The sequence below is a fragment of the Ruegeria sp. YTSA226 genome, from assembly GCF_059609905.1.
On the sequence record NZ_JBXWMQ010000004.1, the window covers coordinates 363,497 to 388,161 of the forward strand.

Below are 24,665 nucleotides of genomic sequence, written 5' to 3' on the forward strand. Positions count from 1 at the left end.
TTAATTCTTCACGGTATAGGCGTCAGAAAAGCCCAGATCTTTGACGTCGCTTTGCATTGCGTTTCGTTCCGCCCGCGTCAAAGCAGGACCAACGATCACCCTCCAAACGGTTTTGCCATTGGCTTCGAGTTTTTGAACTTTCGCAGGCAACCCGTTTCGCCGAATTTTCTCGGCAGCACCTTCGGCATTTTCTTCAACTGTGAAGGTGCCCACCTGAATAAACGGTTTTGAAAGCGATGAAACGGAGGCAGCCTCAGTGCTGGCTGCGGTTGCTGCCGGGGTAGGGGCGGCCTCTTCGATGGCCGCTGCAGCGCCCTCTATCGGGTCCAGAGGTGTTTCGGTGATTTCGTCGGCAGACTTCTTTTGCCACCATTTACGCTTCGGTGCAGCCTCGGTTGGCGGCGTGACAGTGGGATCGGTCAGATTTGCGGTTGGTGCTGGCTCAGGCGCCGCCTCGATAATCTCTGTTGCCACCTCATCGGCCTTTTCTGCGGTTTCAGCCACGGCTGCAGCTGTCGCAGCACCAGCTGCGGCAACTGGAGCCTTCTTTTGCCACCATTTACGCTTGGCTGGTTTATCAACGTCTTCGGACACATCTGCCGTGGTCTGGCTATCGGTTTTCTTGTCCTGAGGTTCAACCGCCTCAGCCGTTGGGGTCTCTTCGGGTTCAGCGACCTCTTCGGGCTCAGGAGCTTTTTCTTCTACTTTCTCGGCAGGCTTGCGTCGCAGGGCAACAACTTCAACCCGAGTCGGTGCGCCTGCGAGGATACCCAGTTTCGCGGCGGCAGTCGAAGACAGTTGCAGCGCAGGGCCCGGCAAGTTGCGTTCGCGGCGGAAAAGTGCGCCGGTTACGGATTTGTTGTTCTTTGTATTCGTTATCCGAACACGTTCAGGCTGTGTAACGTCCGGGTGCGCGACCCAGATTCCGCCCAACGAGGGGCGCCCATCCCACAAACCGGCTTCGGTGACCTTGAAGACATCAGGAGCTTCAACATCATCACGCGCGTTCCCTGTCGTTTTGGGAAACAGCTCTAATTTGCCATCGTCCTGCACGCTTTCGTCCGCCTGCTCGGTGGATGTTCCACCCGATGTCAGGGCCTCGTCGCACCCTGACAGAGCAGCAACTGTTATTACCAGAACCGCCAGTGCCCGCGGTTTTGCGCGTGTCGTGGTCGCTCGATCCATATTTGCAATCCCTTGCCTGTAAGGGGCCTCTTTCATCGTACCCCGCCGCCGATCGCTGGTTCTGAACTGCCAGCCTGTCACGGTCTTTCACGCAAAGCATAGCCTGCACGTTCGGCCATGGAAAGTCTGCTGCACAGGCTTCGGCAAGATTTCCCTATTTGGTCTTGCCACCGTTTAAAGATAGCCTTAGACCCGGCCCCACGCGGGGAGGTGGCAGAGTGGTCGAATGCGGCGGTCTTGAAAACCGTTGGGCGTGAGAGCGTCCCCAGGGTTCGAATCCCTGTCTCCCCGCCACTCATACCTGTCTCACTTGAATTGTTTTTTCTGATCCTGAATTGTGCCGCAATTCCCGCGAGTTGGCGCATGCGCTTTCAATCAGAGACGGAGCAGGCCGTACACTCAGAGCGCAATTCAGGCCTCAGTCTCAGTGGCGCATTTTGGCGGGGTCGCTTTGGGCTGGGTTTCCCTGATAACCTGCGATTTACAGGGAATTTTCGTGAGATGGCTTCGATTTCAGACATTATGCATGTCAAAATTGTATTTTTTCAGAGGTTTATGTTGCAAATTCCCTAAAAGGTGGAACAGGGAATTTTCTTGAGCGAACAGGGAATTATTCCGACGGATCAGGGAGGGCGAACCCTGTATCAGGGAGGCCGGTTCTTGAGGTGTCAAAAGTCGAACAGACATTCCTGTTCGGCCCAATCAAGTGGGTGGGTCACGCTGACCAGGCGCTTGAGTGTGAGTTCGGGCGGCTGGGTGCCGTCGAGAATCGCGGCCTGAATCTTCGGTGAGAGAAAGGCGAGCTGAGCACGGGTACGGATGAAAGCGCCGGGAACGCTTTCCCGGCGCGCGATTTCCATCAGTTGAACTCCTGCTTTCAGATCACGGGCCCAGCCATGGGCGCGGATCAGCATGGAACGGAGGTGGGGGTCGGGTTGGGGTACCGTGTCTCCGGCGATGACCTTGACCTCGACACCGCGGCGGCGCAGATCGAAGGATGCGGTGACGTGGGCGAGATCCGGGTGCAGATGGTCCGCGGCGATGCCAAGTGCGCTTGCCAGGGTTTTGCGGTTCAATTCGAGGTCGATCTGGCCTCGTGCAATTCTGCCGCTGGCCAGAATATCAGCGCCGAACTGACCGCCTTGGCCTTGAAGCCGGGTCACTAAATCCGCAACTGAAGTCTGCACCGCCTCGGCTGATCTGGCTTCCGGCAGCGCCAGAACTCGATGCGTGATTGCAGCGTCTTGCAATTGTCTGACGATGACATCAATGACAGCGTTTTCCAGCGCCGGGCCGGGCAGTCGCCAGCCGGAGATATCCTTGCCGCCCGAGATCAACCGATTGGAGATATAGTAGCGCAATCGTCGGCCTTTGCGCGTGGTGTGGGTTGGCGTCAACCTGTCACCAGTTTCGTCCTGCATCAAACCGGTGAGCCAGGCGCCGGGGTCATTGGAGCGTTGGCGCGCATCGGAGCCGCCGCGTACCCGGGAGCGGTTCGATGCCTGTCGCATTTTCTCCTGTACCCGGTCCCAGACGCCCTGGTCGATGATCGCCGGGTGTTGTCCGTCCCAAGTCTTATCCTTGTGGCGGATTTTTCCGAGGTAAACCGGGTTGCGCAGCAGGTAATAGATCTGGCCGCGTGACAGCGGACAATCCCCCTTCACGCTGCCATCTGTCCGAATAACCCGTTTTGACCGCAGCCCTTCTGCCGTTGCTTCTTCTTCTACTTTGCGCAGGCACCCCAACTCGTCATAGAGACCAAAGAGATGCCGGACCGTTCTGGCCTCCTCCTCATTCACCACCAGCGTTCTTGCTTTTGGATCGGGGTGGCGATCATAGCCAAGGGGCAGATTGCCGCCCATCCAAAGCCCCTTTTTCTTTGACGCCGCGATTTTGTCACGGATGCGTTCAGCAGTGACCTCGCGTTCGAATTGGGCAAAGGACAGAAGCACGTTCAGAGTAAGACGACCCATGGAGGAAGAGGTGTTGAAGGCCTGCGTGACGGACACAAACGAACAATCCGCCTGTTCCAGCCGTTCGACCAGCTTCGAGAAGTCGGCGAGCGATCGGGTCAGCCGGTCGATCTTGTAGACCACCACCATGTCGATACGCCCGGCATCGATCTCTTCAAGCAAGTGTTGAAGGGCAGGGCGTTCGAGTGTGCCGCCCGACAGGCCACCGTCATCGTAGCGGTCTGACAAAAGGGTCCAGCCTTCATGTCGCTGGCTGGCGACATAGGCCGCGCAGGCCTCGTACTGGGCATCGAGTGAATTGAAGTCTTGGTCCAGCCCATCTTCCGATGACTTGCGCGTGTAGATCGCGCATCGGGTTTTGCGGCGCGGCCTCATTTTGCCGCCTTTCCGGTGAGCCCGAAGAAGCGCGGCCCCGACCAATGCGCGCCGGTAATCTCCCGAGCGATGGCCGAGAGTGAGCGATAAGACCGACCGCTCCAGACAAAACCATCCTTGGTGACATCGACCACATGGGTCACGCCGTTCCACTCGCGCAGCAGGCGCCCGCCGGGTTTAAGGGCAGGGCATTTAGGCCGGGGTTTCTTATCAGAGCCCTTTTCCAGCGTGGCTTTGACCTGGCGGGGTAGCCCGCCATGACGGCGGGACTGCATCTCAAAGGCGATAAAACGGCGCAGGAAGGGTTGGCTGAGCATGGCGGGTGCGGGTTGATCAAACAGTTGCTGCCAAATCGTAACCAGATCCAATCGACCCATGGCGGCGAGATCGGCGACATCGCTCGTCTTCGTCATGACTCTTTTCCTGTTCCCACCGTCAGGTGATACGTGGATGGTCCATTTGGTTTGTCGGATGCCCGCCTTTCAATTGTGACGCCTTTTTTCCGCAGACCGCTTAGAGCCGCTCGGACCGAATGAGGCTGCCACCCCGTTGCTTTGCAGAGCGCCTCAAGGCTGGTGCCGCTCGGGCGACGCAACAAAGCTTGCAACTTGTCAATTTTGCTTTGTTTGGATTTGGACATGTATTGTCTCCTCTGATCTGGGGCTGGCGAAATGCCGAACCCCGGTACCGAGGAGCGCCCGAATGGCTCGGGCGTAGAACCATTGATGCGTGGTTTATAGCAACAGTCCAGCCCTTTCTGGAGCAGCCTCAGAAGGGGTGTGTTTTGCAGGGCGCTGCTGCTGTACCCCCGATTATTCGTCAACAATCTTAATTGGTTACGATTTGGTTGCGTTTGGTTTGGGGGTTGCGTCTCGTATTGATGACACCTACATTTGGCTCAATCGCCCGGACTATCAGGGCGGGAAACTGCTCCCGCAGGCAGCACTCATTGGAAACACAGGTTTCCGCAGAGAGCATTCGAAGGGGCAACGAACCGGATCGATTGGTCCGGAGAGTTGTTAATCGTGCTCTCTCCGAATTCCCAACACGATCCTTTCTTGTCGACGCTAACGAGCGTCAAACGAAAGGAGGCGGCTATGTCTGCCAAAAATACACAGAGCGACGCTAAGGCGTCCAACACACCGATCTGGATGGCGGACAAAGTCGTCCAATCTCAGATCAGCCAGATCAAGCCATACGACAACAACAACCGCGTGCACGCGGCCAAGAGTATTGACAAGCTGAAGGCGTCGGTGGCCCAGTTTGGATTTGTCACTCCGATCCTTTTGGATGGTTCGGCCACAATCATTGCGGGTCATGGCCGCTATGAAGCCGCTAAGGCCCTGGGGTTGATGTCCGTGCCGACTGTTGTCGCGGATCACTTGTCAGAAGCAGAAGTGCGCGCTCTGCGCATTGCGGATAACAAGCTGGCGGAACTGTCGGACTGGAACGAAGCTGCTCTGCAGATCGAGTTTGCCGAGCTGATGGATCTCAGCCTTGATGGCGAGCTCGATTTTGATCTGGATATCACAGGGTTCGAAACGCCGGAGATCGACATCATCATCGACGCTGCGAGCGAGGCTGCGGAGACCGAAGCTGAAACTGTAGAAAACCCGGACCCTGCGGCACCTGTCGTCACGCAGCCGGGCGACCTCTGGCTTCTCGGAGATCACCGCATCTTCTGCGGGGATGCCTTGCAAGCCCAAAGCTACGACACCTTGCTGGAAGGCGAGACACCACAGATGATCTTCACTGATCCGCCTTACAACGTACCGGTCAATGGGCATGTCCGCTGTGGCATCAGTGGCGAACATCTCGAGTTCGCCATGGCGTCGGGTGAAATGTCTAACAGTGAGTTCCGCGTCTTTCTTTCAGGCGTGGTCACCCGGCTGTTTGACTGCTTGCCGGACGGAAGCATTGCGATGATCTGCATGGACTGGCGTCACATTGAAGAACTGATTGCGGCCGGCAAGGCAGGCGGCTTGGATCTCATCAATCTTTGCGTCTGGAACAAGACTAACGGAGGGATGGGCAGCCTTTATCGTTCCAAACACGAGCTGGTCGCAATCTTTAAGAAGCCCGGCGCGTCGCATATCAACAATGTCGAACTGGGCAAACATGGGCGCAACCGCACCAATGTCTGGGATTACGCCGGTGTGAACAGCTTTGGGGCAGGACGCGAAGCGGATCTCGCTGATCATCCCACGGTGAAGCCGACAGCTTTGATGGCAGATGCCATGATGGATGTAAGTCATCGCGGCGATGTCGTGCTGGACGTCTTTGGCGGGTCCGGCGCGACCTTGCTGGCAGCTGAGAAAACCGGGCGCCGGGCGCGGCTCATTGAGCTTGACCCTGTTTACGTCGATGTCGCCATCCACCGTTGGCAGGAGATGACCGGTGAAAGCGCGGTGCATGCTGTCACGGGACAAACGTTCGATACGCGTTCTGCAGCCAACGACACCACTTCAGAGCAGGAGGTGGATCATGTCTGACGATACGAAAGAGTATGAGGTGGGCTACGGCAAGCCGCCCAAAGCGACCCAATTCAAGAAAGGCCGCTCCGGCAATCCGAAGGGACGACCAAAAGGTGCCAAAGGGGTGAATGCTAGCTTGAAACGCGAACTGGAAGCCAAGATCACCGTCCGCGAAGGCAACAACGAAGCTCGGATTTCCAAGGCGGAGGCAATTGCAAAGCGGCTCACGGCCGGTGCGTTGAAGGGCGACACGAAATTGCTAATGGCGCTTCTCAAGGTCGACGCTGATCTGTTCGGCGGTCCAGATGATGGGAGCGAACAGGCTGGCTCTGAAGTGAATGGGCCGGAGGCAGTTGACTATGACATCCTCCGGGATTTCTTTTCCAGCCAACTGGACGGTGACGGTGGTCCGGAAAACGAGGAGGCGGAAGATGACGACTCCTGATCCAAAAATGGTCCTGCAAGCCGCTCGCGAGGTTTGCCGGGACAATTTCTTTCCTTTCGTGTGGCGTGTGTTTGACACGCTGCACCAAGGGACTGACCGCAGCTTTGATCCGGCTTGGCATGTGCGTGCCATGTGCCATGAGTTGGACAATGTCCGCCAAGGCGAAAACAAGCGGCTGATCATCAACATCCCGCCACGTTGCCTGAAATCGGTCACCGTGGCCGTTGCATATGTCGCTTATCTTCTGGGGCACTCACCCAGCGCCAAGATTATTGTTGCCAGCTACGGGCTGGATTTGGCGCGCAAGCATTCTGAAGATTGTCGTCGGATCATGTCCGCGCGCTGGTACCGGGAAATGTTCCCTGAAACGGTTTTGGCCCAAAAGGGCAACTCCTCAGAAGAAATCCGCACCACAAAGGGAGGCAGTCGCAAGGCTGTCTCCATCGGCAGTTCTGTTACTGGCCATGGCGCTGATTACATCATCATCGATGACCTGCTGAAAGCTGGTGATGCGGGTTCCGAAGCCGAGCTGGTCAAGGCACAGGAGTTCATTGAGGGGACCTTGCTGTCGCGCTTTGACAACCCGGCCGAAGGGCGTGTGGTTATGGTTGCACAACGGTTGCACGAGATGGATCCGCCAGGCTACCTGCTTGAACGCGGTACCTATCGGCACCTGAATCTGTCTGCCATCGCCGAAGAATATGAGACGGTGCCTCTTGGGCGTGGAATGGCCATGCACCGCAAACCGGGTGATCTCCTTTGCCCGTCGCGCCTGGATCAGCAAACGCTGGATACCAAGCGCCGTGAAATGGGCGCAGCCGTGTTCAATTGCCAGTATCAGCAGAACCCGATTGCACCAGACGGATCGCCCCTTCGCTGGGAGTGGTTCAGTATTTATGAGACCATCGAAAATCGTCGCTGGTTCCAACTGGTGGTTCAAAGCTGGGATACGGGCATGTCAGCGGATCCCCGGTCCGACTTCTCGGCCTGTACAACCTGGGGATTCCGCGAAAATGCGTGGTACCTTCTCGACGTCTGGCGCGGGCAGGTGGACTACCCAGACCTGAAAGCCAAGGCGCTACAGCTTGTCGGCCTTTGGGATCCGGATCGTGTTTTGATCGAAGATGCGGCCTCCGGTAAACCGCTTCTGGACGAGCTGTTTCGTGATGACCGTCGGCGCTACGAACGCATTAAACCCGACAAGGACAAGGAAACCCGGTTCCAGTCCGCTTGCGGTCCTGTCGAAGAGGGCAAGGTGTATCTGCCTGCAGACGCACCCTGGCTGCCGGTATTCAAACGAGAGCTTCAGTCCTTTCCACGCGGGCGTAACGACGATCAGGTCGATAGCTTCGCGCATTTTCTGAACTGGTCCAAGGGACTGGGGTTCTACCGGGCATTGGGTCGCGACCACCGGATCAACATCGAACGTCGGGAGCGTAATCGAGAGAGGATCAGGCGACGGTAGAACCTCAGCGTCAAGCTTGAAAACTCGTTGAATAGTGCTGGGAGGGCCGATGTCGGACCAATCCTGAGAGCGGCCCCAATGACCGCTCGCAACCACAAACCAGTCTCATCGCTAATGCTGTCGGATGACGGCTTCGAGCCCAATCTACCGATGCTGCAGCTAGTTCGAATGGGCGTGATGAGCACAGAACGGACGTCCCCGGGTTTGATCACTCCTCCTGCCGACTCCTGAGAAGAGGCAATAATACACACGCATAAGCCACCTATGGATTTACATCTAAGAAGCTTTCGTTGGAACGGAGGTCACTAAATTCGAGCCTGGCTTCAACTCTCCACCTGTAAACAATTGTACATGATCCAAAATTCTTTTCAGTTTTTTGCCATTAGGCCTGTCGGTACAAATCATCACTACAAACAAGGCGAATTTTGGCTTGGAGCGTTTCTCTGCCCCTGTTTCGCCGATGACAAGGAGGAAAGAAATGTTCAAGATTTCAGCGGGTCTCGGGTGCGTATTTGCTGCGGCAATCACCGCTTCGGCGGCCCAGGCAAACGAATGCGGTGAAGTATCACTGATGCAGGCCGATTGGGGGTCAGCGCAAATTGTGACCGCGGTCTCGAAGTTTCTGATGGAGCAAGGCTATGGTTGCGAAGTGACCACGGTTCCGCTCTCGAGCAACCCTGCGCTGGCATCCGTATCCGAGACCGGAGAGCCCGATATTCTGACTGAAATCTGGACAAACGGCGCGCCGGCTTACCAAGGGCTGGTTGCTTCAGGTGCGATCATTCCTGTGACCGAAGTTTTGTCAGATGGCGGTGTCGAAGGGTTCTTTGTTCCGAACTACCTTGTGGAAGAGCATCCGGAACTGGCAACAATTGAAGGCATCGCAGCCAACCCCGAACTCGTCGGAAATCGCTTTCACAACTGCCCCGAGGGATGGACCTGTCTAAATGTCAGCACCAACCTGATGAAGGCAGGCGGGCTGATTGATGCAGGCATTGAAAACTTCGTGCATGGATCAGGCGAAACCCTTGCGGCTTCGATCGCTGCCGCCTACGAAAACAAAGAGCCATGGTTCGGCTTTTATTGGGCACCAACATCGGTACTGGGCAAATACCCGATGACCCTGGTCGATATGGGCCCCCATGACCCTGAAAAGCACGCCTGCAACATCACAGCGGAATGCGCGACGCCAGAAATGAGCGCCTTCCCCCGCAGTGAAGTCGTTACAGTTCTGTCGAAAGAATTCATGGCCGAAAACGCAGCAGTGTCTGACCTGATGACAAATCTATCCTTCACCAACGCTCAGATGGGCGAAACGCTGGCATGGGTTGAAGACAACAATGCCTCCTACGATGAAGGCGCGGTGCATTTCCTAACAACCTACAAGGATGTCTGGGGGGCGTGGCTTAACGATGCTGCGCGCGACAAACTTTCCGCCTTGCTGCAGTAAACTGCATGGACAGGGGCATCCTCAGCGATGCCCCTAACGCACTGAAGTAGATCGGAAAGTGGGAAAAATGGCCTTCTATGACAAGTTATTCAGCGCATTGGGTTTGAGCGAATGGTGTGGCACGTCCGATGACAAAGCGCCTCTTTCGCTGGCTGATCTTGCGGCGCAAGCAGGAGGAGAAGAGGCCTCTGAGCCGCTCATTCCAATTCCCTCGTTTGATAATCTGCACGAAAGCTGCAACCGCATATGGCAGTCGCGCGATGTAACCAACGGGATCGAAGAAGGGTTTCTGGCAGCCAAACCGGTCCTGAAAACCGTTCTGGACCCGATCACGCAGCCATTGAGCTGGATATTGGATGGCGCACTTTGGCTGTTTGAAGCGACGCCATGGTTCATCATGGTACCGCTTCTGGTGGCGATTTCCTGGTACGCGTCACGTTCGCGCCCTGTGACGATCTTCGTGGCCGCCTCGATTATGATGCTGGCCCTCGTAGACCACTACGATGTGGCGATGCAAACCCTGTCGATCGTCTTTGTGTGTACGACGATTTCGGTGCTGTTCGGTGTGCCCATTGGAATTGCCATGTCGAAATCCGACCGATTGCAAAAAGGCGTCGTTCCGTTGCTCGACCTGCTGCAGACCCTGCCGACATTCGTGTACCTGATCCCTCTGATTTTCTTGTTCTCGGTCACGGAATCCAAACTGTACGGGATTGCGATCATCCTTTACGCGATTGTGCCGGTGATCCGTTTGACCGACCTTGGCATCCGGCTTGTCGACAGGGATGTGATCGAGGCGGCCAATGCCTTTGGCATGAAGGACCGCCAGAAACTGATGCGGGTGCAACTCCCTTTAGCGCTGCCCAATATCATGGCCGGAATCAACCAGACCATCATGATGAGCCTTGCCATGGTCGTGATCGCCTCTCTTGTTTCGGCCCCTGGCCTTGGCGTGAACGTGTTGCGCGGTATCCGAAACCTTGAACTGGGTGTGGGCATCGTCGCGGGCATCGGCATTGTTCTGCTGGCCGTGATCCTTGACCGCGTATCCAAGGCAGCTCTCACACGGGTCGATAAGACCCAAGTCAAACATTAAGGAGCCGGTTCAATGACACAACCAATGGTCCGCCTGTCCGGGCTCTATAAAATCTTTGGCGCCCGCGACAAGGACGTGTTGCAGCATGCCAAAGGAGGCATGGGCAAGGAAGAATTGCTGGCGCAGCACGGGCACGTGTTGGGGCTCAACAACATCAACGTCGATATGCAGGCGGGGGAAATCACAGTGGTCATGGGCCTGTCCGGCTCTGGGAAATCTACTCTGATCCGCCACCTGAACCGGTTGATCGAACCCACTGCGGGCGAGATCATCGTGCAGGGTGAGGACGTGATGCAACTGTCCGAGGACGGGTTGCGCCATGCTCGACAGGAAAAGATGTCGATGGTGTTCCAGAAGTTCGCGCTTTTGCCGCACAAAACCGTGCTGAAGAACGCAGGCATGCCGCTCTCGGTGCGCGGCGAGGACGAGGCGACTTGCGACCGTGAAGCCGCCAAGTGGCTGGATCGCGTGGGTCTGAGCGGGTTCGAGAACCATTATCCAGCGCAATTGTCCGGTGGGATGCAACAGCGTGTGGGCATTGCCCGGGCGCTGACCGCGAACACACCGATCATGCTGATGGACGAGGCTTTCTCGGCTCTTGACCCACTGATCCGAACAGACATGCAGGACCTGCTGCTCGAGCTGCAAAAAGAGCTGCACAAGACCATCATCTTCATCACTCACGATCTAGATGAGGCGTTGAAGCTGGCCGATCACCTTGTGATCCTTAAAGACGGCTTTGTCGTGCAGCAGGGCGAGCCGCAGCATATTCTGTTGAACCCCAACGATCCTTACATCGAAGACTTCGTGAGCGACATCAACCGAGCACGGGTTCTGCGGGTCCGCTCGATCATGACCCCGCTGGACGGTGGCCAAGTGCCAGAAGATGCCCATGGCGAAGTGGACGTGAACGACACGCTCGAAAGCATGATCGCGCGGTCCGGCGGGGATACGTCACACGCCTATGTTGTCAAGGATGGGGAGAAGACAGTCGGCTCACTGGATATGACTGAACTGGTTCGCGCACTCGTCCCTCGCGTCGCATCCGAAGCAGGCGCACGTCAGTCCTGACGCGCGCTGACGACAAAGCTGGAATTCATCAGATCAGGCCCGAAATAGCCGCATGGTTGGGTCGGCTTCGATCTGTTCGAACAGCCAGTCAACAAACGTATCGAGCTTTGGGTTGGGTGCACGTTCTTTTTGCGTCGCCAGATACCAGCTGCCTGGCTCGGGCACCGAAATATCAAACGGTTTGACCAGGCGCTCCCTTTCAAGGTCACGCGTGCAAAACGGTGCTCTTGCGACGCTGATACCGTGATTTTTTAGAACAGCTTCACGGACCAGCGGGTAATTGTCGAAAACAGAGCCAAATTTCATCGTTTCGCGATCTAAGCCCGCCGCATCCAACCAGCAGTCCCAGTCATCCGGCTCATTCCATGTGTTTGGGACACTCAGCAACAGGAAATTTCTTAGCTCTTCCAGCGGCATTCCACCGCTTGCGGTTTTCAAGGCCTCCGGAGCACATACCGGGTAGATATCCGTTTCGAACAAGGGGCTATAGTCAAACCGTTTGTCAAATGGTGGCGCGTTGAACACGCCCACATCGAACCGGTGCATGTCATAATCACCGTCTTCAAAAGTAGAGACGATGCGCACGCGTGTGTCCGGATTATCCTGAAGAAAGTCTGCCAATCTGGGCTGTAACCACATTGTATTGAAACTTGCGTAGGACTGAACGAGCAACACGTCCGGTTCCTCAGGTGTCTGGATGCGCCGAGTGGCTTTGATGATTCCCTGAATGTGTTCGCGTATCGGCGGGTAATATTGCTCGCCAGCCGGTGTTAGCTCGACCGAACGGCTTGTGCGTTCCAGTAGTTTAACACCGATTGTTGTTTCTAATGCTTTGACCTGGTGGCTGACTGCCGCATGCGTCACACAAATCTCGTCAGCGGCCTTTCGGAAACTCTTGTGACGCGCCACCGCCTCAAAAGCGCGCAGTGAAACCAGCGTGGGCATGTGAGTGGTCATTGCTGCATCTCCTCGATGAAATCAATTCTGCTTACCCTCAAGCAGAGTTATCCGACGACGGGCGCGAACATAGCAGGGTATTGATACTCTTTTTCATAACCTGTCAGGGGGTAGCACGCAATTCGCGGTGCGATGTGATCGGTTAGAATTTCTTGATGAAAGGAAATTTCTTTCAATTCTTCCACGGGGTGAGAAATGCCAGATTAGCAGATAGAGATGTTATGGGATTCCACCTTCATGCCACCACTTTCACCCTCGCCAAATGCATATGGCTATCCGTTGCTGATTAAACACTTGCTGGCCGGATCCCAGCTCGCGTCAGCCAGCCAAGAGATCGTCAGCGGCACCGAAATGCGGTTGAGCTATGCGGACTTGGGCAAACGCGTGCGCCAACTTGCCAATTCTTTAAAGGCGAGCGGGATACATGAGGGTATGCGCGTTGGTGTCATGGATTGGGATACGCACCGTTATCTTGAGTGTTTTTTCGCGATCCCGATGATGGGCGGGTCCCTTTTCACGATCAACGTGCGTCTGTCTCCTGCTCAGGTTCTTTATACGATCAACCATGGACAACCGGATCTGATCATCGTGCACCGCGATTTCATGCCGCTCATTGAGGGTATCAAATCGGGCTTTGATCGGGACATCACCATCGTGCCGATTGGAGACGGAGAAGGATATGAAGAGTGGATAGGCAAAGCCCCAGGCAGCTTTGACTTCCCGGACTTCGATGAAAACCAAACGGCAACCTTGTTTTATACAACCGGGACCACCGGCAATCCCAAGGGGGTGAGCTATTCACATCGGCAGTTGGTCCTTCACACATTGAGCTTGATCGCAGGTTTCGGCGCATGGCCCGGGAATGCCGGATTTCATCGCGGCGACGTCTACATGCCGCTGACGCCCTTGTTTCACGTCCACGGCTGGGGATTTCCATATGCCGCAACGATGCTGGGGCTGCGTCAGGTCTATCCCGGTCGATATGACCCTGACACAATCTTGCGATTGATTGCAGACGAAAACGTCACCTTTTCACACTGCGTGCCCACGGTTCTGTCAATGGTGCTCGACCATCCGGGCTGCCCACAAATTGACCTGGACAGATGGAAAGTGATCATTGGCGGGGCCGCTTTGCCGCGAGGCCTGCAGGACCGCGCCGCGGCGGCAGGCATATCCTTACATGCGGCCTATGGGATGTCCGAAACCTGTCCGTTTCTGACGGTGGCCGATTTGTCCAGCAATGACCCCGAGATGCAGGCGCAAACCGGCTTTCCCGGCCCTCTTGTCGACCTTCGTGTTGTGACATCGGATATGCAGGACGTCCCACATGACGGCGAAACAACCGGCGAAGTTGTTGCTCGGGCTCCCTGGTTGACACAAGGCTATCTGGATAATGCGCAAGCCTCGGATGAGCTTTGGGACGGTGGGTATCTGCATACCGGGGATGTTGGGTATATCCGCGAGAATGGATCGTTGCAGATTACTGACCGCCTCAAGGATGTGATTAAGACCGGCGGCGAATGGATATCCTCACTGGCACTGGAAAACATAGCATCGTCTTGCAGCGGCGTTGAGGACGTCGCAGCAATCGGGCTGCCGCACGCGAAATGGGGCGAAAGGCCAGTGTTGGTCGCTCAAGCCGCAAAGGATGCCGACCCGGATCTTGTGCGCTTGAGAGTCATGGAAGAAATCCAGTCGTGGGTTGACGCAGGCGAGATCTCAAAATGGGCAGTTCCAGACGAATTAATCTTTGTCGACCGCCTACCTAAAACCAGCGTCGGCAAGCTCGACAAGAAACTCGTGCGGCAAGATATTTCAACGCGCTCGGACCTAAAATCATGACAGACAAACAACGTCGTATTCAGGCGCTTATTCAATCGATTGTCACCTATCTGCAGGCTCACAGAGCTGCCACGCGCGGCGTTGATCTGACGTTGGACAAGCTGGCAGCCATGGATCTGTCCGATGAGAAGCTCATTGACTTACCTCCCCATGGAACCCGGCATGATGAGGTTCTGAAGAACGCTGTCGCCGGGATTGCAGCCCCGGAATTGCAGGAAATCGCAGGCTGTCTGAAAGCGGCCAAGGATGATCTGATCTGGCGCGAAGACAACGCCCAATTCTATCCCCCCGGTGCCGATTTGGGAGAGGGATACACAAGGTGCAACCTGCATACTCTGCTGATCGGGCCGGATGCATGTGGATATCACCATCTCGATTTCAACCTTGGCATTTTCATGCTGGGACCAAGGACGCTGTATCGCGACCACAACCACGACGCGCCAGAACTGTACCTGAACCTTTCCGAGAAATCTGGTTGGCGGTTTGGCACCCGTGACTGGCAGGATTATCCGGCTGGATCACTTATCTGGAACGCGGCGGGCGATCCCCACGCCACCCGGGTCTATGACCAGCCATTCATCTCCGTCTTTGTCTGGCTCGAGAACGTGAATTCACCCTGCAATGTAATCCACTTCGACGATTGGGCAGAGATCGAACAAGATCTTGCCAAACAGTCCAATTGAGGTTTCCAAACATGATTTCCATTAAACATACCGAGGGTGTCGCTTTCATTGAGCTGAATGCCCCGCCAGTGAACGCTCTTGGTCTCAAGATGCGACTGGCGCTTTCCTCGGCCATCCACGAGTTGGACGCCGATGAACAGGTCAAAGCCATCGTTCTATGTTCGGCTCTGCCGCTCTTTTGCGGCGGCGCTGACATCGTCGAGTTCCGTACCGGGGCAGTTTGGGACAAGCCGGACTTGCCAGACCTGTGTGAAACGATTGAAACCAGCAAGAAACCCATTATCGTCGCGATAGCAGGTCCCGCGATGGGTGGTGCGCTGGAGATCGCGCTTGCCTGTGATTACCGTGTCGCCACGCCGGATGCCGTGATGGGCCTACCTGAGATCAAACTGGGGCTGCTGCCTGGTGCCGGAGGCACCCAGCGACTACCCCGGATTGCCGGGCTGGAAGCGGCAACGCAAATGATCCTCTCGGGTGATCCCGTGAAAGGCGAATATGCCCTGTCTTGTGGGCTGGTCGACGCACTATTTGAGAACGACCAGGATTTTCGCGCGCATGTTTTGGGTTTCGCCACCCGTGTCAGCCATGAGGGCGATCCGAAACGCGGTTGCATGGATATGACCGTCACACACCCTGATCCGAAGGGATATCTGACGGGTTTCCGAGACCAGATAGCGCACACGTCCAAAAACCTTGTCGCCCCTGAACGCTGCTTGGTATCCATCGAGGCCGCGTGCGAATTGCCGCTGGCCGAGGGGTTGGCACAAGAGAAGGCAGGTTTCGCTGAACTGCTCGACACACCTCAATCGCGCGCGGGGCGGCATCTGTTCTTCGCAGAGCGTGAATGCACCAAGGTTCCCGGCGTTACCCGTGCTGACCAACCACGTAGCATTTCATCGGTCGCCGTGATCGGTGCCGGAACGATGGGGCGCGGCATTGCCATCGCCTTTCTGCAGGCGGGATATCCGGTCACGCTTCTGGAAACCACACAAACTGCGCTGGAACAGGGGCTGGAAAAGGTCCGGGAGCATTTCCAGCGTGCGGCTCAAAAAGGGCGGCTCAGTGCCGATCGGGCAGAGGCAATCTCCGCCAACGCCACCGGGACGCTCAGCTATGCAGGCCTTGCGAAGGCTGACCTGATCATTGAAGCGGCGTTTGAAAGCATGAATGTCAAACGCCAGATTTTCGAAGCGTTAGACCTACACGCCAAACCTGGCGCAATACTGGCTTCAAACACATCGACGTTGGATCTTGATGAAATAGCCACGGTCACGTCCCGCCCGGAGGATGTGATTGGTCTCCATTTCTTTAGCCCGGCGAACGTCATGCGCTTGCTAGAGGTGGTGCGGGGCGCCAAGACCGCTCCCGATGTCATTGCAACGGCAATCACGGTCGCAAAGAAGATCCGAAAGCTCCCTGTCACGGTTGGCGTGTGCTACGGCTTTGTTGGAAACCGGATGCTGGAACCATACTTCCGCGAAGGATCCCGTCTGCTTCTAGAGGGGGCGACGCCGAAACAGGTGGATGACGTCCTTGAAGGCTTCGGCATGGCCATGGGTATTCATGCGATGGCAGATCTGGCCGGAGTCGATGTGGGCGCACGCGTGCGTCAGGAACGGCGTAGTGAAATCGCGCATGACCCGACATACCAGGCTGTGCAGGACAGGTTGTTTGAACTAGGCCGACTGGGTCAGAAAACCGGGCGAGGAAGCTATGTCTACGAGGGGCGGACACGGGTCGAAGACCCAGAGATGGTTCAAATCAGTTCCGAGCTGGCGGACCTGCATGGCGTGAAGCGCAGGGACATCGACGATCAGGAAATCCTTGAGCGTTGTCTGTTCCCCCTGATCAACGAGGGCTTCTTGATCCTTGAAGAGGGAATTGCAACGCGCCCGGGTGATTGCGACCTGATCTGGGTCAATGGCTATGGCTTCCCAAACTGGCGCGGCGGCCCAATGCACTATGCTGGCGAGATTGGATTAAGTCAGATTATGGAACGCATGACCCACTATCGGCAGTCGCTAGGTGCCTATGGTGAGATGTGGTTCACGCCTGCGCCTTTGCTGGAACAACTTGCAACCTCGGGCGTGACACTTGACGCACATTTTGATGCCAAAAAGGAAAAATCATGAGAGAAGCCGTTATCGTCTCAACCGCACGAACCCCCATTGGGGTTGCCTTCAAAGGTGCGCTGAACAACATCAAGTCCCCTACCATGATGGGGCACGCCATGCAGCACGCGGTTGAACGTGCAGGCGTGGACCCCGGTTTGATCGAAGATGTTGTCATCGGATCGGTCCTGACTGCGGGAACAGCAGGCATGAATGTCGCTCGTTTGTCGGCGCTGGCTGCGGGCTTTCCCAATACGGTGGCAGGACAGACGATCGACAGGCAATGCTCCTCCGGGTTGATGGCCATTGCGACGGCTGCAAAGCAGATCATCGTGGATGGTCAGAACGTTGCCGTCGCTGGCGGGCAGGAGAATATTTCCGCCCTGCAGAATGCCTATCTGAAATGGGCGGGCGATGAGAAAGATCCAAACGTTATCGCCCAATCTGAACATGCCTATATGCCGATGCTGATGACGGCGGAAAATGTGGCGCAGGTATATGGGATCAGTCGTGACGCCCAGGATGAATACGCTGCACTTTCCCAAGGTCGGACGGCCCGGGCTCAGGCCGCTGGCGCCTTTGATGACGAGATCGTTCCGATCACTGCGATAAAGCGGGTCAAAAACCGCGAAACCGGAGAGGAAACCCTGGACGAGGTGACCTTGTCAAAAGACGAAGGCAACCGGCCGGGCACGACGGCCGAAACTCTCGGGGCATTGAACCCAGTTGTCGAAGGAGGCGTGATTACTGCCGGAAACGCAAGCCAACTCTCTGACGGGGCCTCGGCTTGTGTGCTCATGGAAGGCAAAGTGGCTGAGCAGCAGGGCCTCACACCGCTAGGTATCTATCGCGGCATGGCTGTTGCAGGAAACGCACCGGAAGAGATGGGGGTCGGCCCGATCTTTGCAATTCCAAAGCTGCTGAAGAATGCAGGTCTTCGCATCGAAGACATCGGCCTTTGGGAGCTTAACGAAGCCTTTGCCTGCCAGGTTCTGTATTGCCGTGACCATCTTGGGATCGATCCCGAAATCTACAACGTGAACGGCGGTGCAATATCGATTGGCCACCCCTACGGCATGACAGGTGCGAGACAAGTCGGGCATGCTCTGATTGAGGGGAGGCGTCGTGGCGTGAAATACGTGGTGACCTCCATGTGTGTCGGCGGAGGCATGGGCGCCGCAGCACTGTTCGAAGTCGCCTGACCCCACTGAAATTAGTTCAAGCAGAGCGTTATCTGGTTGAGACATTGACATTCTGTCATCTGCGAGGGTCGCCATCTGCAAGCCTGCGTTTCATGTCGACCGGAATTGGTGATACCTCCTGAGGCGTTATGACCAATGTCGCGCCAACGATCCTTTCCACGGTTTCCAGCCAGTTTGTCGATGACTGGCTGGCGGCGCTGCGTGCCCTGTGCCCAGAGGCGCAGATGGCTTCGCTGCTGAGCCGGTCCGGTCTGAACGCGGATACGCGCTCGCCGAATGGTCGCGTCACGCTGGATCAGATCGTTTGCCTCTATCAACTTGCTGCAGTTGAGACCGGCGATGAGATGATGGGGCTTTGGAGCAGGCCCGTGCGACCGCGTGCCCTGCAACACCTTCTGACGACAGTGCGCGAAGCCACATCCTTGCCATCTGCACTTTACCGGTTTTCGACCTTCTGGAATTTGCTGCTGGATGACTATCAGTTTGATCTGGATGACACTGACAGCGCCCTCACACTGAGCCTGAACCCGCAAACAGATGCGCCTGTGCAACGGTTTGGCCACATGCTGATCCTCAAACTTGCCCACGGGCTCATGTCTTGGCTGGCAGGGCATGAGGTTCCGGTTAAAGCCGTTGATTTCGCGTTTGATCGCCCGGACTTTGATCAGGATTACGCGATCATCTTTCCTGCATCGCTGCGGTTTGGCCAGCCCGCCACCGCAATCTCGTTCGATCCGAATGCACTGGGTCCCGTGCAGACGCGCAGCACCGCTGACCTTGACCGGTTTTTGCAAAACGCGCCGCGGGACTGGATTTTCACCTCGTCGCGTGAACACACCCAATCGCTGCGCGTGCGCACCTATCTGGGCCAAGCGGGATGGGACGCGGCCACCCTGACCCAGACAGCATCCGCAATGCACATGACCCCGCGCACCCTGATCCGCAGGTTGCAGGCGGATGGCACGTCGTTTCAGGCCATAAAAGACGCCCTGCGCCGCGACACCGCGATCCGCGACCTGCAGGCGGGGCGCAAAAGCGTTGAGGCAATTGCGCAGGATGTGGGCTTTTCCTCGGCTGCCAACTTTCATCGGGCCTTTCAGCGTTGGACCGGCAGCAGGCCAAGCTCCTACCGCAGGAAAAAACGTAAGGCGCCGTTTTTGTCACTTTTGGACAATGATCTGTCAGCGCAAGAGATAGAGCTTAGCAAGCCCGATCGCTAAATCTTGTTGCAACAAAGCATTCTTATCTAAATTTTCGCCTTTACAGCCCATCAATCCGGCCATCCGTGGCTGCGGGGTTATGGCGTCATATGAGAATGATCGCCCCTGAAAGGACCGACCAATGTCAGACAAACTCGCCACCATACTCCAAGCCGCACGCGACCACGCCGAGCAGGTCATCCTGCCCAATGTGGACGCCTGGAACGCCGCAAAGAAGTGGCCCCGTGATGCGTCTGACAAGGCCGGGGCCGCTGGCCTGACGGGGCTCTACGCCCCCGAGGAGTTTGGTGGTCAGGGCTTGCCACTGGCAGAGGGCATTCAGGTCTATGAACAACTGGGGTTGGGCGATGGTGCCTATGCCTTTGCCCTGTCGATGCATAACATCTGCACCTTCGCGGGCTGCGGTTATGGCACGGATGCGTTCAAGGAAAAATGGGCGCGGGATCTGACTTCGGGGCGCAAACTGGCGAACTTTGCACTGACTGAACCGCAATCCGGCTCGGATGCCACAAACATGTATTCGCGCGCCCAGATCAATGATGACGGCACTTGGACGATCAGCGGTGCGAAGGCATGGGTCAGCTTGGCCGGTGAGGCTGATGTCTATTTCACCGTGGTCAAAACCAGTGACGCACCCGGCCACAAGGATATGGCGATGATCGCCATTCCCGCCGACGCGCCGGGCCTCAGCTTTGGACCGCTCTATGATACCCCGTCCTACAGCTTCTTGCCTCTGGCCGAGATGTACATGGACAAGGTGGTGGTGAGCGAAGACAACATCATCCTGCCGATCGGTCAGGGCTTGCAAGGCTCGCTCATGGCGATCGATATCGCCCGTGTGTCGATTGCGTCAGGATGCTGTGGATTGATGCAAGCCGCATTGGATACGGCTCTGTCCTATTCCAAGAACCGCAAGATGTTTGGCGGCAAGAACCTCGATCTGGACGGAATCCAGTGGATGCTGGGTGAGGTTGCGACCGATCTTGAAGCCTCCAAGCTGCTTTATCGAAAGGCGGCAGAATCCCTTGGCACACCCGAAGGCCCTCTGATGGCCGCTCATGCCAAACGGTTTGTGCCAGATGCCGCAGTGAAGGTTGCGAACACCTGTACGCAAGTGTTGGGCGGTATGGGTCTGCTGCAGCCTTATGGTCTGGATCGTTTGTCCCGCCTCGCACAAATGCTGCGGATTGTGGACGGGACAACCGAAATCAGCCGTGTAGTTATCGGGCGGGCCCTGCAAAAACGAGCGGCAACCTTGCCTGATTTGCCAGTACCGAAAGGATTTGGTGAAACCGGCTGAACGTTCCACCCCCCGGTGAAGCGGAACCAACCTGAAAATCTCCTCACAGATCGGTAAAATCGAAAGATCGGCCGCACACGTGCGGCCGGTTACTCGAGATTGCAGACCTTGGTGCAAACGCAGCGAATTCACACTTTGTCCGCAATCTGTGAATTCGACCTTTGATCCTTGCTGCGCTCTGCACGAATGGCTGGTTTTCCCACTGCGCGGCAGCACCTAATCTTACGCTGATGCAGCATTTTCCACGCTGCGAGCGCACGCAGCAGGAAAGCCGAATTTACAGAATGGGCTCGAAGCAGACGTTCGGTTAATTCCGCTGAATGTCCGCCTTGCGGACAAAGCCGCCTTGTGCACCTGCAGCTATTGCTGGTGCAGCATCGGTTTGCAACTGCGGCACGCTCGCCGCTGCCTTGCAGGCGAAGTCGCCGGACCGGACGTTTCAATGTCGGCGGTGTTAACGCGTTTGCTCAATCTCAATGCCCAGTGATTTGTGCTTAGGCCGCCGAACCCTCGTTCGGAGCTCTTAGCCTTGAGACAGACTTTGGCATCGCGGCATCTTTGGCAACACCTTGGGGCCAGGTCACCAACAGGATTGCGCAGCCGGAGATGCCGTTGTCCTCGATAACTGGCGCGACAGAAGCTGCAGTTGCCGTCAGGTGTCTCTGGCTTGGCTTGGATACAACAACGCAGATATCGACTGGCGTGTCGCGCGGCAAGCCTTCCGCAATCCATTACGCGAACATCCGACCGGCCTAGCGCACGGACATGTAAAGTGCGGTTGTCATGCCTGGCCCTGACAATCGCGTGCTGTCTGGGGTCGGATCATCGGCGGCCCCGGTACCGGTCGCCAGAACAAGGGTATTGGCAACGGCCCGTTCGGTCAGGCTGCGCGTCAATCCAGCACCAGCGGCGCAAGCGGCGGTGACACCCGGCACCATTTTGACGGGAATACCAGCGGCCCGCGCCGTTTTGATCTCCTCAGTCGCGCGTCCAAATATTCCCGAGTCCCCGGATTTCAGGCGCACAACCCGGCGTCCTTTTCGCGCTTCGGACACGACCAGCGCGTTGATGCTATCTTGCGGCTAGGCGTGACCTCGCAGCAAATTTCCTTTCGAAGCTCAAGTCAGTCATTGCGGCCTTCGGCTTCGAACACTTCGGCGATCTCTTTCTGAGTGAGATCCGCCTTGCGTCCTCCGGCAATGTTCACCTTCAACTGCGGCCGCGTTTGACCGCCAAGCGCTGTGAGAGCAGCGACGGTCGCCAAGTATCTGTCACGCAGAGGCAATTCCGGGCGGGCAAATTGCAGGCCGTAGGCAAAACCCACCAAGCCCTCGGCCATATCGGGCAATAGGTGTCCGTATCTTTCGTTCAGAGCATTTTCCATTCCAGGGTTCAGCCGTTCGGAAAGCTCCCGTCCTATGTCGGTTGTGGTTTGAGTCACGCCAAAGGCCTTCTTGATATGTCAGGTTCCGGTATTTGCGATCTGGTCGCGATTTTTATCATGGGCATCGCTGAATTCACGCACCAGGAAGTCAACGAACGCCCGTGTCTTCGGGGCCAGATTGCGCCGATCGGCAAACATCACGACGATGTCCGTGCTGGCCGGGGAATATTCGGGAATGACGTGCACCAACTCGCCCGAGAAGAACCGCGGGTTCGCCATGTAGCAGGGCAATCGGGCGATCCCGATGCCAGCAAGTGCGGCGCGAAAGATCACGTCGGTGCTGTTGCCCTCGAAAGTCCCTTGTGCGTCAAAGCTGTCGTCACCGTCGTGCCACGTATTGCGACTGCTGCTGCCCGCGATCCGAAGGCAATCGTGATCGGCCAGATCTGCGAAACACTTCGGCGTTTCTCGGCGCTTCAGATAGGCAGGCGCGGCACAAAGCACCCGGCGGCTTTGCATGATGCGGCGAACAACGATGTCGGGATCCTTGCGCTGTTCAGCAAAGCAGATGGCAACGTCGAACCCTTCGCTTTGCAGATCGATTTCACGATCCGTCAAATCCAGCGAAATCTGGATGTCTGGGTTTTGCGCCATGAGGTCCGGCAAGGCGGGAATCAGCTGCGACTTTCCAAACGCGACGGTCGAGGCGATTTTCAGCTTGCCGCGCGGTGTGCCATCCATGTTCAGGATAAGCGCTTCGGCCTCTTTGAACTTTTCGGCCATCGCCTTGCATTTCTGATAGAGTTCATGGCCTTCCTCGGTCGGCGACACACCCGTCCGGGTCCGGTTTAGCAAGCGACAATGAACATGATCCTCAAGCAAACCAATCTGCTTGCTGACCGCCGAAGGGGTCTGCCCCATGGATCGCGCGGCGGCCGAGATGCTCCCACGCTCGACCACAGTCGCAAAAATCAACATTTGCGCTGAAATATCCATGTCTCACCACCTGCCTGTTCCACATTGGCACAGGGCCTATGCCAATTTCGGAAATTGTGAGCGCCACCAAACACTCCTATCTCTGCAGTGCGGCACAAATACCGCACCGCAGCAATAGACGAGGCGCGAACATGGCAATCACACGCTCAAGCAGTTGGCTGGACGCCGTTCTGGACGTCAGCCGCTTAATAATTCATCAAAATTGGGACGGTATTCGCGACGCGCAGGCCAAACGGAAGATCTATCGCGACACCTACCACGAGCTTTCGATGCTCACCGACCGCGATCTGGCAGATCTGAGAATTCCCCGCAACGGCATCCAAAAACTGGCGCTGGAGGCGGCTTATGGCGTTTAGTGTCCACTCAACCGCGACGATCCGACCTGACAAAGCCAACTTGGGCACGTTGTCCAACGCGATTTACAGATTTGCGGCAAGATCCACAGCAATGGCGAAATCCGTTCTGAAGGCAATACATGCAGCCCGGACGAAGTCGGTTTTGGCGAACATGAGCGATCAGCAATTGGCCGCGATCGGCATCACGCGCTCCGAGATTCTGCAGTACGCGGAACGGCTCATGGCGCAGGAAACAGACGGAAAAAACCAAGACCAATGCGGCGGGCCCCAATCCGAGGATTGCTTGCGAACTTGAACAAGAATTGCTGGTCCTCGCTCCTCCCAGAGTAAGCCAGCAAAAGCAGCGGCGACGAAAAATATCAACAGGGACCGCCAATGCTTTTGGGCCAGCACCTTCACCTCCTCCCGAAGGTGCTGGCCCAACCCACGTCTGCAATCGGAGCGACAAGGCGATTGTCCATCTCAGACATCATCAAAACTTTGCCATTCGCCGACTCTATCCAGCCGAGCAAAACGAGATCTGCGAGCACTTTCGACGGCTCGACGCCGAAGCTCGGCGCGCGCGGTTCTGGTGGACTGTCAGCGACGAGAGTCTGACGACCTACGTTCAGAGCATTCCTCATTATGACAGCATTCTCTGTGGCGCGTTTGCAAAAGGGCGTCGGAGGGGCGTCGCCGAACTCCGCGGTGACGACCAGACCGGATCTACAAAGACGGAAGCCGCCTTTTCTGTCGAACCTGATTGGCAAAACATCGGAATTGGTGATGCGCTGTTCGAGCGCATTATCGCAATCGCGCGGAAGTGGGGCATCAGTTCAATTGAATTGATGTGCCTGCGAGAGAACCGCCGCATGAGGCATCTTGCAGCAAAGCACAATGCTCGGCTGTGCATCGATCAGGGCGTTGCTAAAGCCGTTTTGCATCCAAACTGGTCATCGCCCTCCTCCCAAGCCGCAGAAATCGTTGGTGAAGTCAGGGGATTTCGCTTGTTCATTTGAGTGGGGGGAGAAGCAAACGTCCCGAAACGTTGCGTTAGCACATACTCGAAAACTCTCAAAGTCCCGCAAAGTGGACCAAGCA

The 24,665-nt window shown here is 56.5% G+C and carries 22 protein-coding genes and 1 tRNA gene; 15 read left to right on the plus strand and 8 right to left on the minus strand.

The features are described from left to right. Entirely contained in the window at nucleotides 1–1,185 is a 1,185-nt protein-coding gene (locus AC2FFF_RS08870; RefSeq protein WP_281972834.1) for an SPOR domain-containing protein, read from the minus strand. Between the two features lie 204 nt (nucleotides 1,186–1,389). Here AC2FFF_RS08870 and AC2FFF_RS08875 point away from each other — a divergent pair. After that, nucleotides 1,390–1,479: transfer RNA gene (locus AC2FFF_RS08875), tRNA-Ser, on the plus strand. Between the two features lie 374 nt (nucleotides 1,480–1,853). On the opposite strand, the gene AC2FFF_RS08880 is transcribed toward AC2FFF_RS08875, so the two are convergent. From AC2FFF_RS08880 to AC2FFF_RS08890, 3 genes are read right to left on the minus strand one after another with little or no spacing between them, the layout of a single operon-like run. Next, nucleotides 1,854–3,578 (minus strand): recombinase family protein, encoded by a 1,725-nt coding sequence (locus tag AC2FFF_RS08880; protein ID WP_496710016.1) that lies wholly within the window; start codon nucleotides 3,576–3,578, stop codon nucleotides 1,854–1,856. Then, nucleotides 3,530–3,946 (minus strand): DUF2924 domain-containing protein, encoded by a 417-nt coding sequence (locus AC2FFF_RS08885; RefSeq protein ID WP_271950132.1) that lies wholly within the window; start codon nucleotides 3,944–3,946, stop codon nucleotides 3,530–3,532. The genes AC2FFF_RS08880 and AC2FFF_RS08885 overlap by 49 nt, the downstream gene beginning before the upstream one ends. After that, nucleotides 3,943–4,173: a DUF3489 domain-containing protein gene (locus tag AC2FFF_RS08890; protein WP_496677439.1), complete on the minus strand. Its 231-nt coding sequence runs from the start codon at nucleotides 4,171–4,173 to the stop codon at nucleotides 3,943–3,945. Before AC2FFF_RS08890 ends, AC2FFF_RS08885 begins: the two co-directional genes overlap by 4 nt. A gap of 457 nt (nucleotides 4,174–4,630) precedes the next feature. On the opposite strand from AC2FFF_RS08890, the gene AC2FFF_RS08895 reads away from it, so the two are divergent. From AC2FFF_RS08895 to AC2FFF_RS08920, 6 genes are all read left to right on the plus strand, one after another. Next, nucleotides 4,631–6,025, plus strand: a complete 1,395-nt coding sequence (locus AC2FFF_RS08895) for a site-specific DNA-methyltransferase (protein ID WP_271950128.1) — start codon at nucleotides 4,631–4,633, stop codon at nucleotides 6,023–6,025. Further along, nucleotides 6,018–6,452, plus strand: coding sequence for a DUF5681 domain-containing protein (locus tag AC2FFF_RS08900; RefSeq protein ID WP_271950126.1), 435 nt, complete (start codon nucleotides 6,018–6,020; stop codon nucleotides 6,450–6,452). The genes AC2FFF_RS08895 and AC2FFF_RS08900 overlap by 8 nt, the downstream gene beginning before the upstream one ends. Further along, nucleotides 6,439–7,917 (plus strand): phage terminase large subunit, encoded by a 1,479-nt coding sequence (gene terL / locus AC2FFF_RS08905; RefSeq protein ID WP_282168758.1) that lies wholly within the window; start codon nucleotides 6,439–6,441, stop codon nucleotides 7,915–7,917. Before AC2FFF_RS08900 ends, terL begins: the two co-directional genes overlap by 14 nt. Nucleotides 7,918–8,395: 478 nt before the next feature. Beyond that, nucleotides 8,396–9,367 (plus strand): ABC transporter substrate-binding protein, encoded by a 972-nt coding sequence (locus AC2FFF_RS08910; protein WP_142638587.1) that lies wholly within the window; start codon nucleotides 8,396–8,398, stop codon nucleotides 9,365–9,367. A gap of 67 nt (nucleotides 9,368–9,434) precedes the next feature. Beyond that, on the plus strand, nucleotides 9,435–10,463 hold the full coding sequence (locus tag AC2FFF_RS08915; protein WP_058274114.1) for an ABC transporter permease: 1,029 nt from the start codon (nucleotides 9,435–9,437) through the stop codon (nucleotides 10,461–10,463). Nucleotides 10,464–10,475: 12 nt separating this feature from the next. Beyond that, complete coding sequence (locus tag AC2FFF_RS08920) at nucleotides 10,476–11,534, plus strand: quaternary amine ABC transporter ATP-binding protein (protein ID WP_058274115.1); 1,059 nt, start codon at nucleotides 10,476–10,478, stop codon at nucleotides 11,532–11,534. Between the two features lie 33 nt (nucleotides 11,535–11,567). Here the strand turns inward: AC2FFF_RS08920 and AC2FFF_RS08925 are convergent, their stop codons facing one another. Further along, entirely contained in the window at nucleotides 11,568–12,491 is a 924-nt protein-coding gene (locus AC2FFF_RS08925; RefSeq protein WP_058277183.1) for a LysR substrate-binding domain-containing protein, read from the minus strand. Nucleotides 12,492–12,707: 216 nt separating this feature from the next. On the opposite strand from AC2FFF_RS08925, the gene AC2FFF_RS08930 reads away from it, so the two are divergent. The 6 genes from AC2FFF_RS08930 (at nucleotide 12,708) to AC2FFF_RS08955 (ending at nucleotide 20,849) form a co-directional block, all read left to right on the plus strand. Further along, nucleotides 12,708–14,333, plus strand: coding sequence for a fatty acid--CoA ligase (locus tag AC2FFF_RS08930; RefSeq protein WP_496882919.1), 1,626 nt, complete (start codon nucleotides 12,708–12,710; stop codon nucleotides 14,331–14,333). Further along, entirely contained in the window at nucleotides 14,330–15,016 is a 687-nt protein-coding gene (locus tag AC2FFF_RS08935) for a dimethylsulfonioproprionate lyase family protein (protein ID WP_142638590.1), read from the plus strand. The genes AC2FFF_RS08930 and AC2FFF_RS08935 overlap by 4 nt, the downstream gene beginning before the upstream one ends. A gap of 11 nt (nucleotides 15,017–15,027) precedes the next feature. After that, a complete protein-coding gene (locus AC2FFF_RS08940; protein WP_496882920.1) occupies nucleotides 15,028–17,148 on the plus strand; it encodes a 3-hydroxyacyl-CoA dehydrogenase NAD-binding domain-containing protein in 2,121 nt (706 codons plus the stop codon). Further along, nucleotides 17,145–18,329, plus strand: a complete 1,185-nt coding sequence (locus AC2FFF_RS08945) for an acetyl-CoA C-acyltransferase (RefSeq protein WP_496882921.1) — start codon at nucleotides 17,145–17,147, stop codon at nucleotides 18,327–18,329. The genes AC2FFF_RS08940 and AC2FFF_RS08945 overlap by 4 nt, the downstream gene beginning before the upstream one ends. Before the next feature lie 128 nt (nucleotides 18,330–18,457). Next, the gene (locus tag AC2FFF_RS08950; protein WP_246097261.1) at nucleotides 18,458–19,549 is read left to right on the plus strand and encodes an AraC family transcriptional regulator; all 1,092 of its coding nucleotides are present in this window, start codon (nucleotides 18,458–18,460) and stop codon (nucleotides 19,547–19,549) included. Between the two features lie 121 nt (nucleotides 19,550–19,670). Continuing rightward, a complete protein-coding gene (locus tag AC2FFF_RS08955; RefSeq protein ID WP_142638596.1) occupies nucleotides 19,671–20,849 on the plus strand; it encodes an acyl-CoA dehydrogenase family protein in 1,179 nt (392 codons plus the stop codon). A 752-nt stretch (nucleotides 20,850–21,601) separates the two neighbouring features. On the opposite strand, the gene AC2FFF_RS08960 is transcribed toward AC2FFF_RS08955, so the two are convergent. The 3 genes from AC2FFF_RS08960 to AC2FFF_RS08970 are packed head-to-tail and all read right to left on the minus strand — an operon-like array spanning nucleotide 21,602 to nucleotide 23,229. Next, nucleotides 21,602–21,919, minus strand: coding sequence for a uroporphyrinogen-III C-methyltransferase (locus AC2FFF_RS08960; protein WP_281995687.1), 318 nt, complete (start codon nucleotides 21,917–21,919; stop codon nucleotides 21,602–21,604). Between the two features lie 53 nt (nucleotides 21,920–21,972). Next, nucleotides 21,973–22,290, minus strand: coding sequence for a carboxymuconolactone decarboxylase family protein (locus AC2FFF_RS08965; RefSeq protein ID WP_281995615.1), 318 nt, complete (start codon nucleotides 22,288–22,290; stop codon nucleotides 21,973–21,975). A gap of 21 nt (nucleotides 22,291–22,311) precedes the next feature. Next, nucleotides 22,312–23,229, minus strand: coding sequence for a LysR family transcriptional regulator (locus tag AC2FFF_RS08970; protein ID WP_282022501.1), 918 nt, complete (start codon nucleotides 23,227–23,229; stop codon nucleotides 22,312–22,314). 131 nt (nucleotides 23,230–23,360) lie between these two features. On the opposite strand from AC2FFF_RS08970, the gene AC2FFF_RS08975 reads away from it, so the two are divergent. Together AC2FFF_RS08975 and AC2FFF_RS08980 are read left to right on the plus strand one after the other, a co-directional pair. Next, nucleotides 23,361–23,585: a DUF1127 domain-containing protein gene (locus AC2FFF_RS08975; RefSeq protein WP_282022500.1), complete on the plus strand. Its 225-nt coding sequence runs from the start codon at nucleotides 23,361–23,363 to the stop codon at nucleotides 23,583–23,585. Between the two features lie 302 nt (nucleotides 23,586–23,887). Beyond that, nucleotides 23,888–24,583, plus strand: a complete 696-nt coding sequence (locus AC2FFF_RS08980; protein WP_496750631.1) for a GNAT family N-acetyltransferase — start codon at nucleotides 23,888–23,890, stop codon at nucleotides 24,581–24,583. Nucleotides 24,584–24,665: the final 82 nt, after the last annotated feature.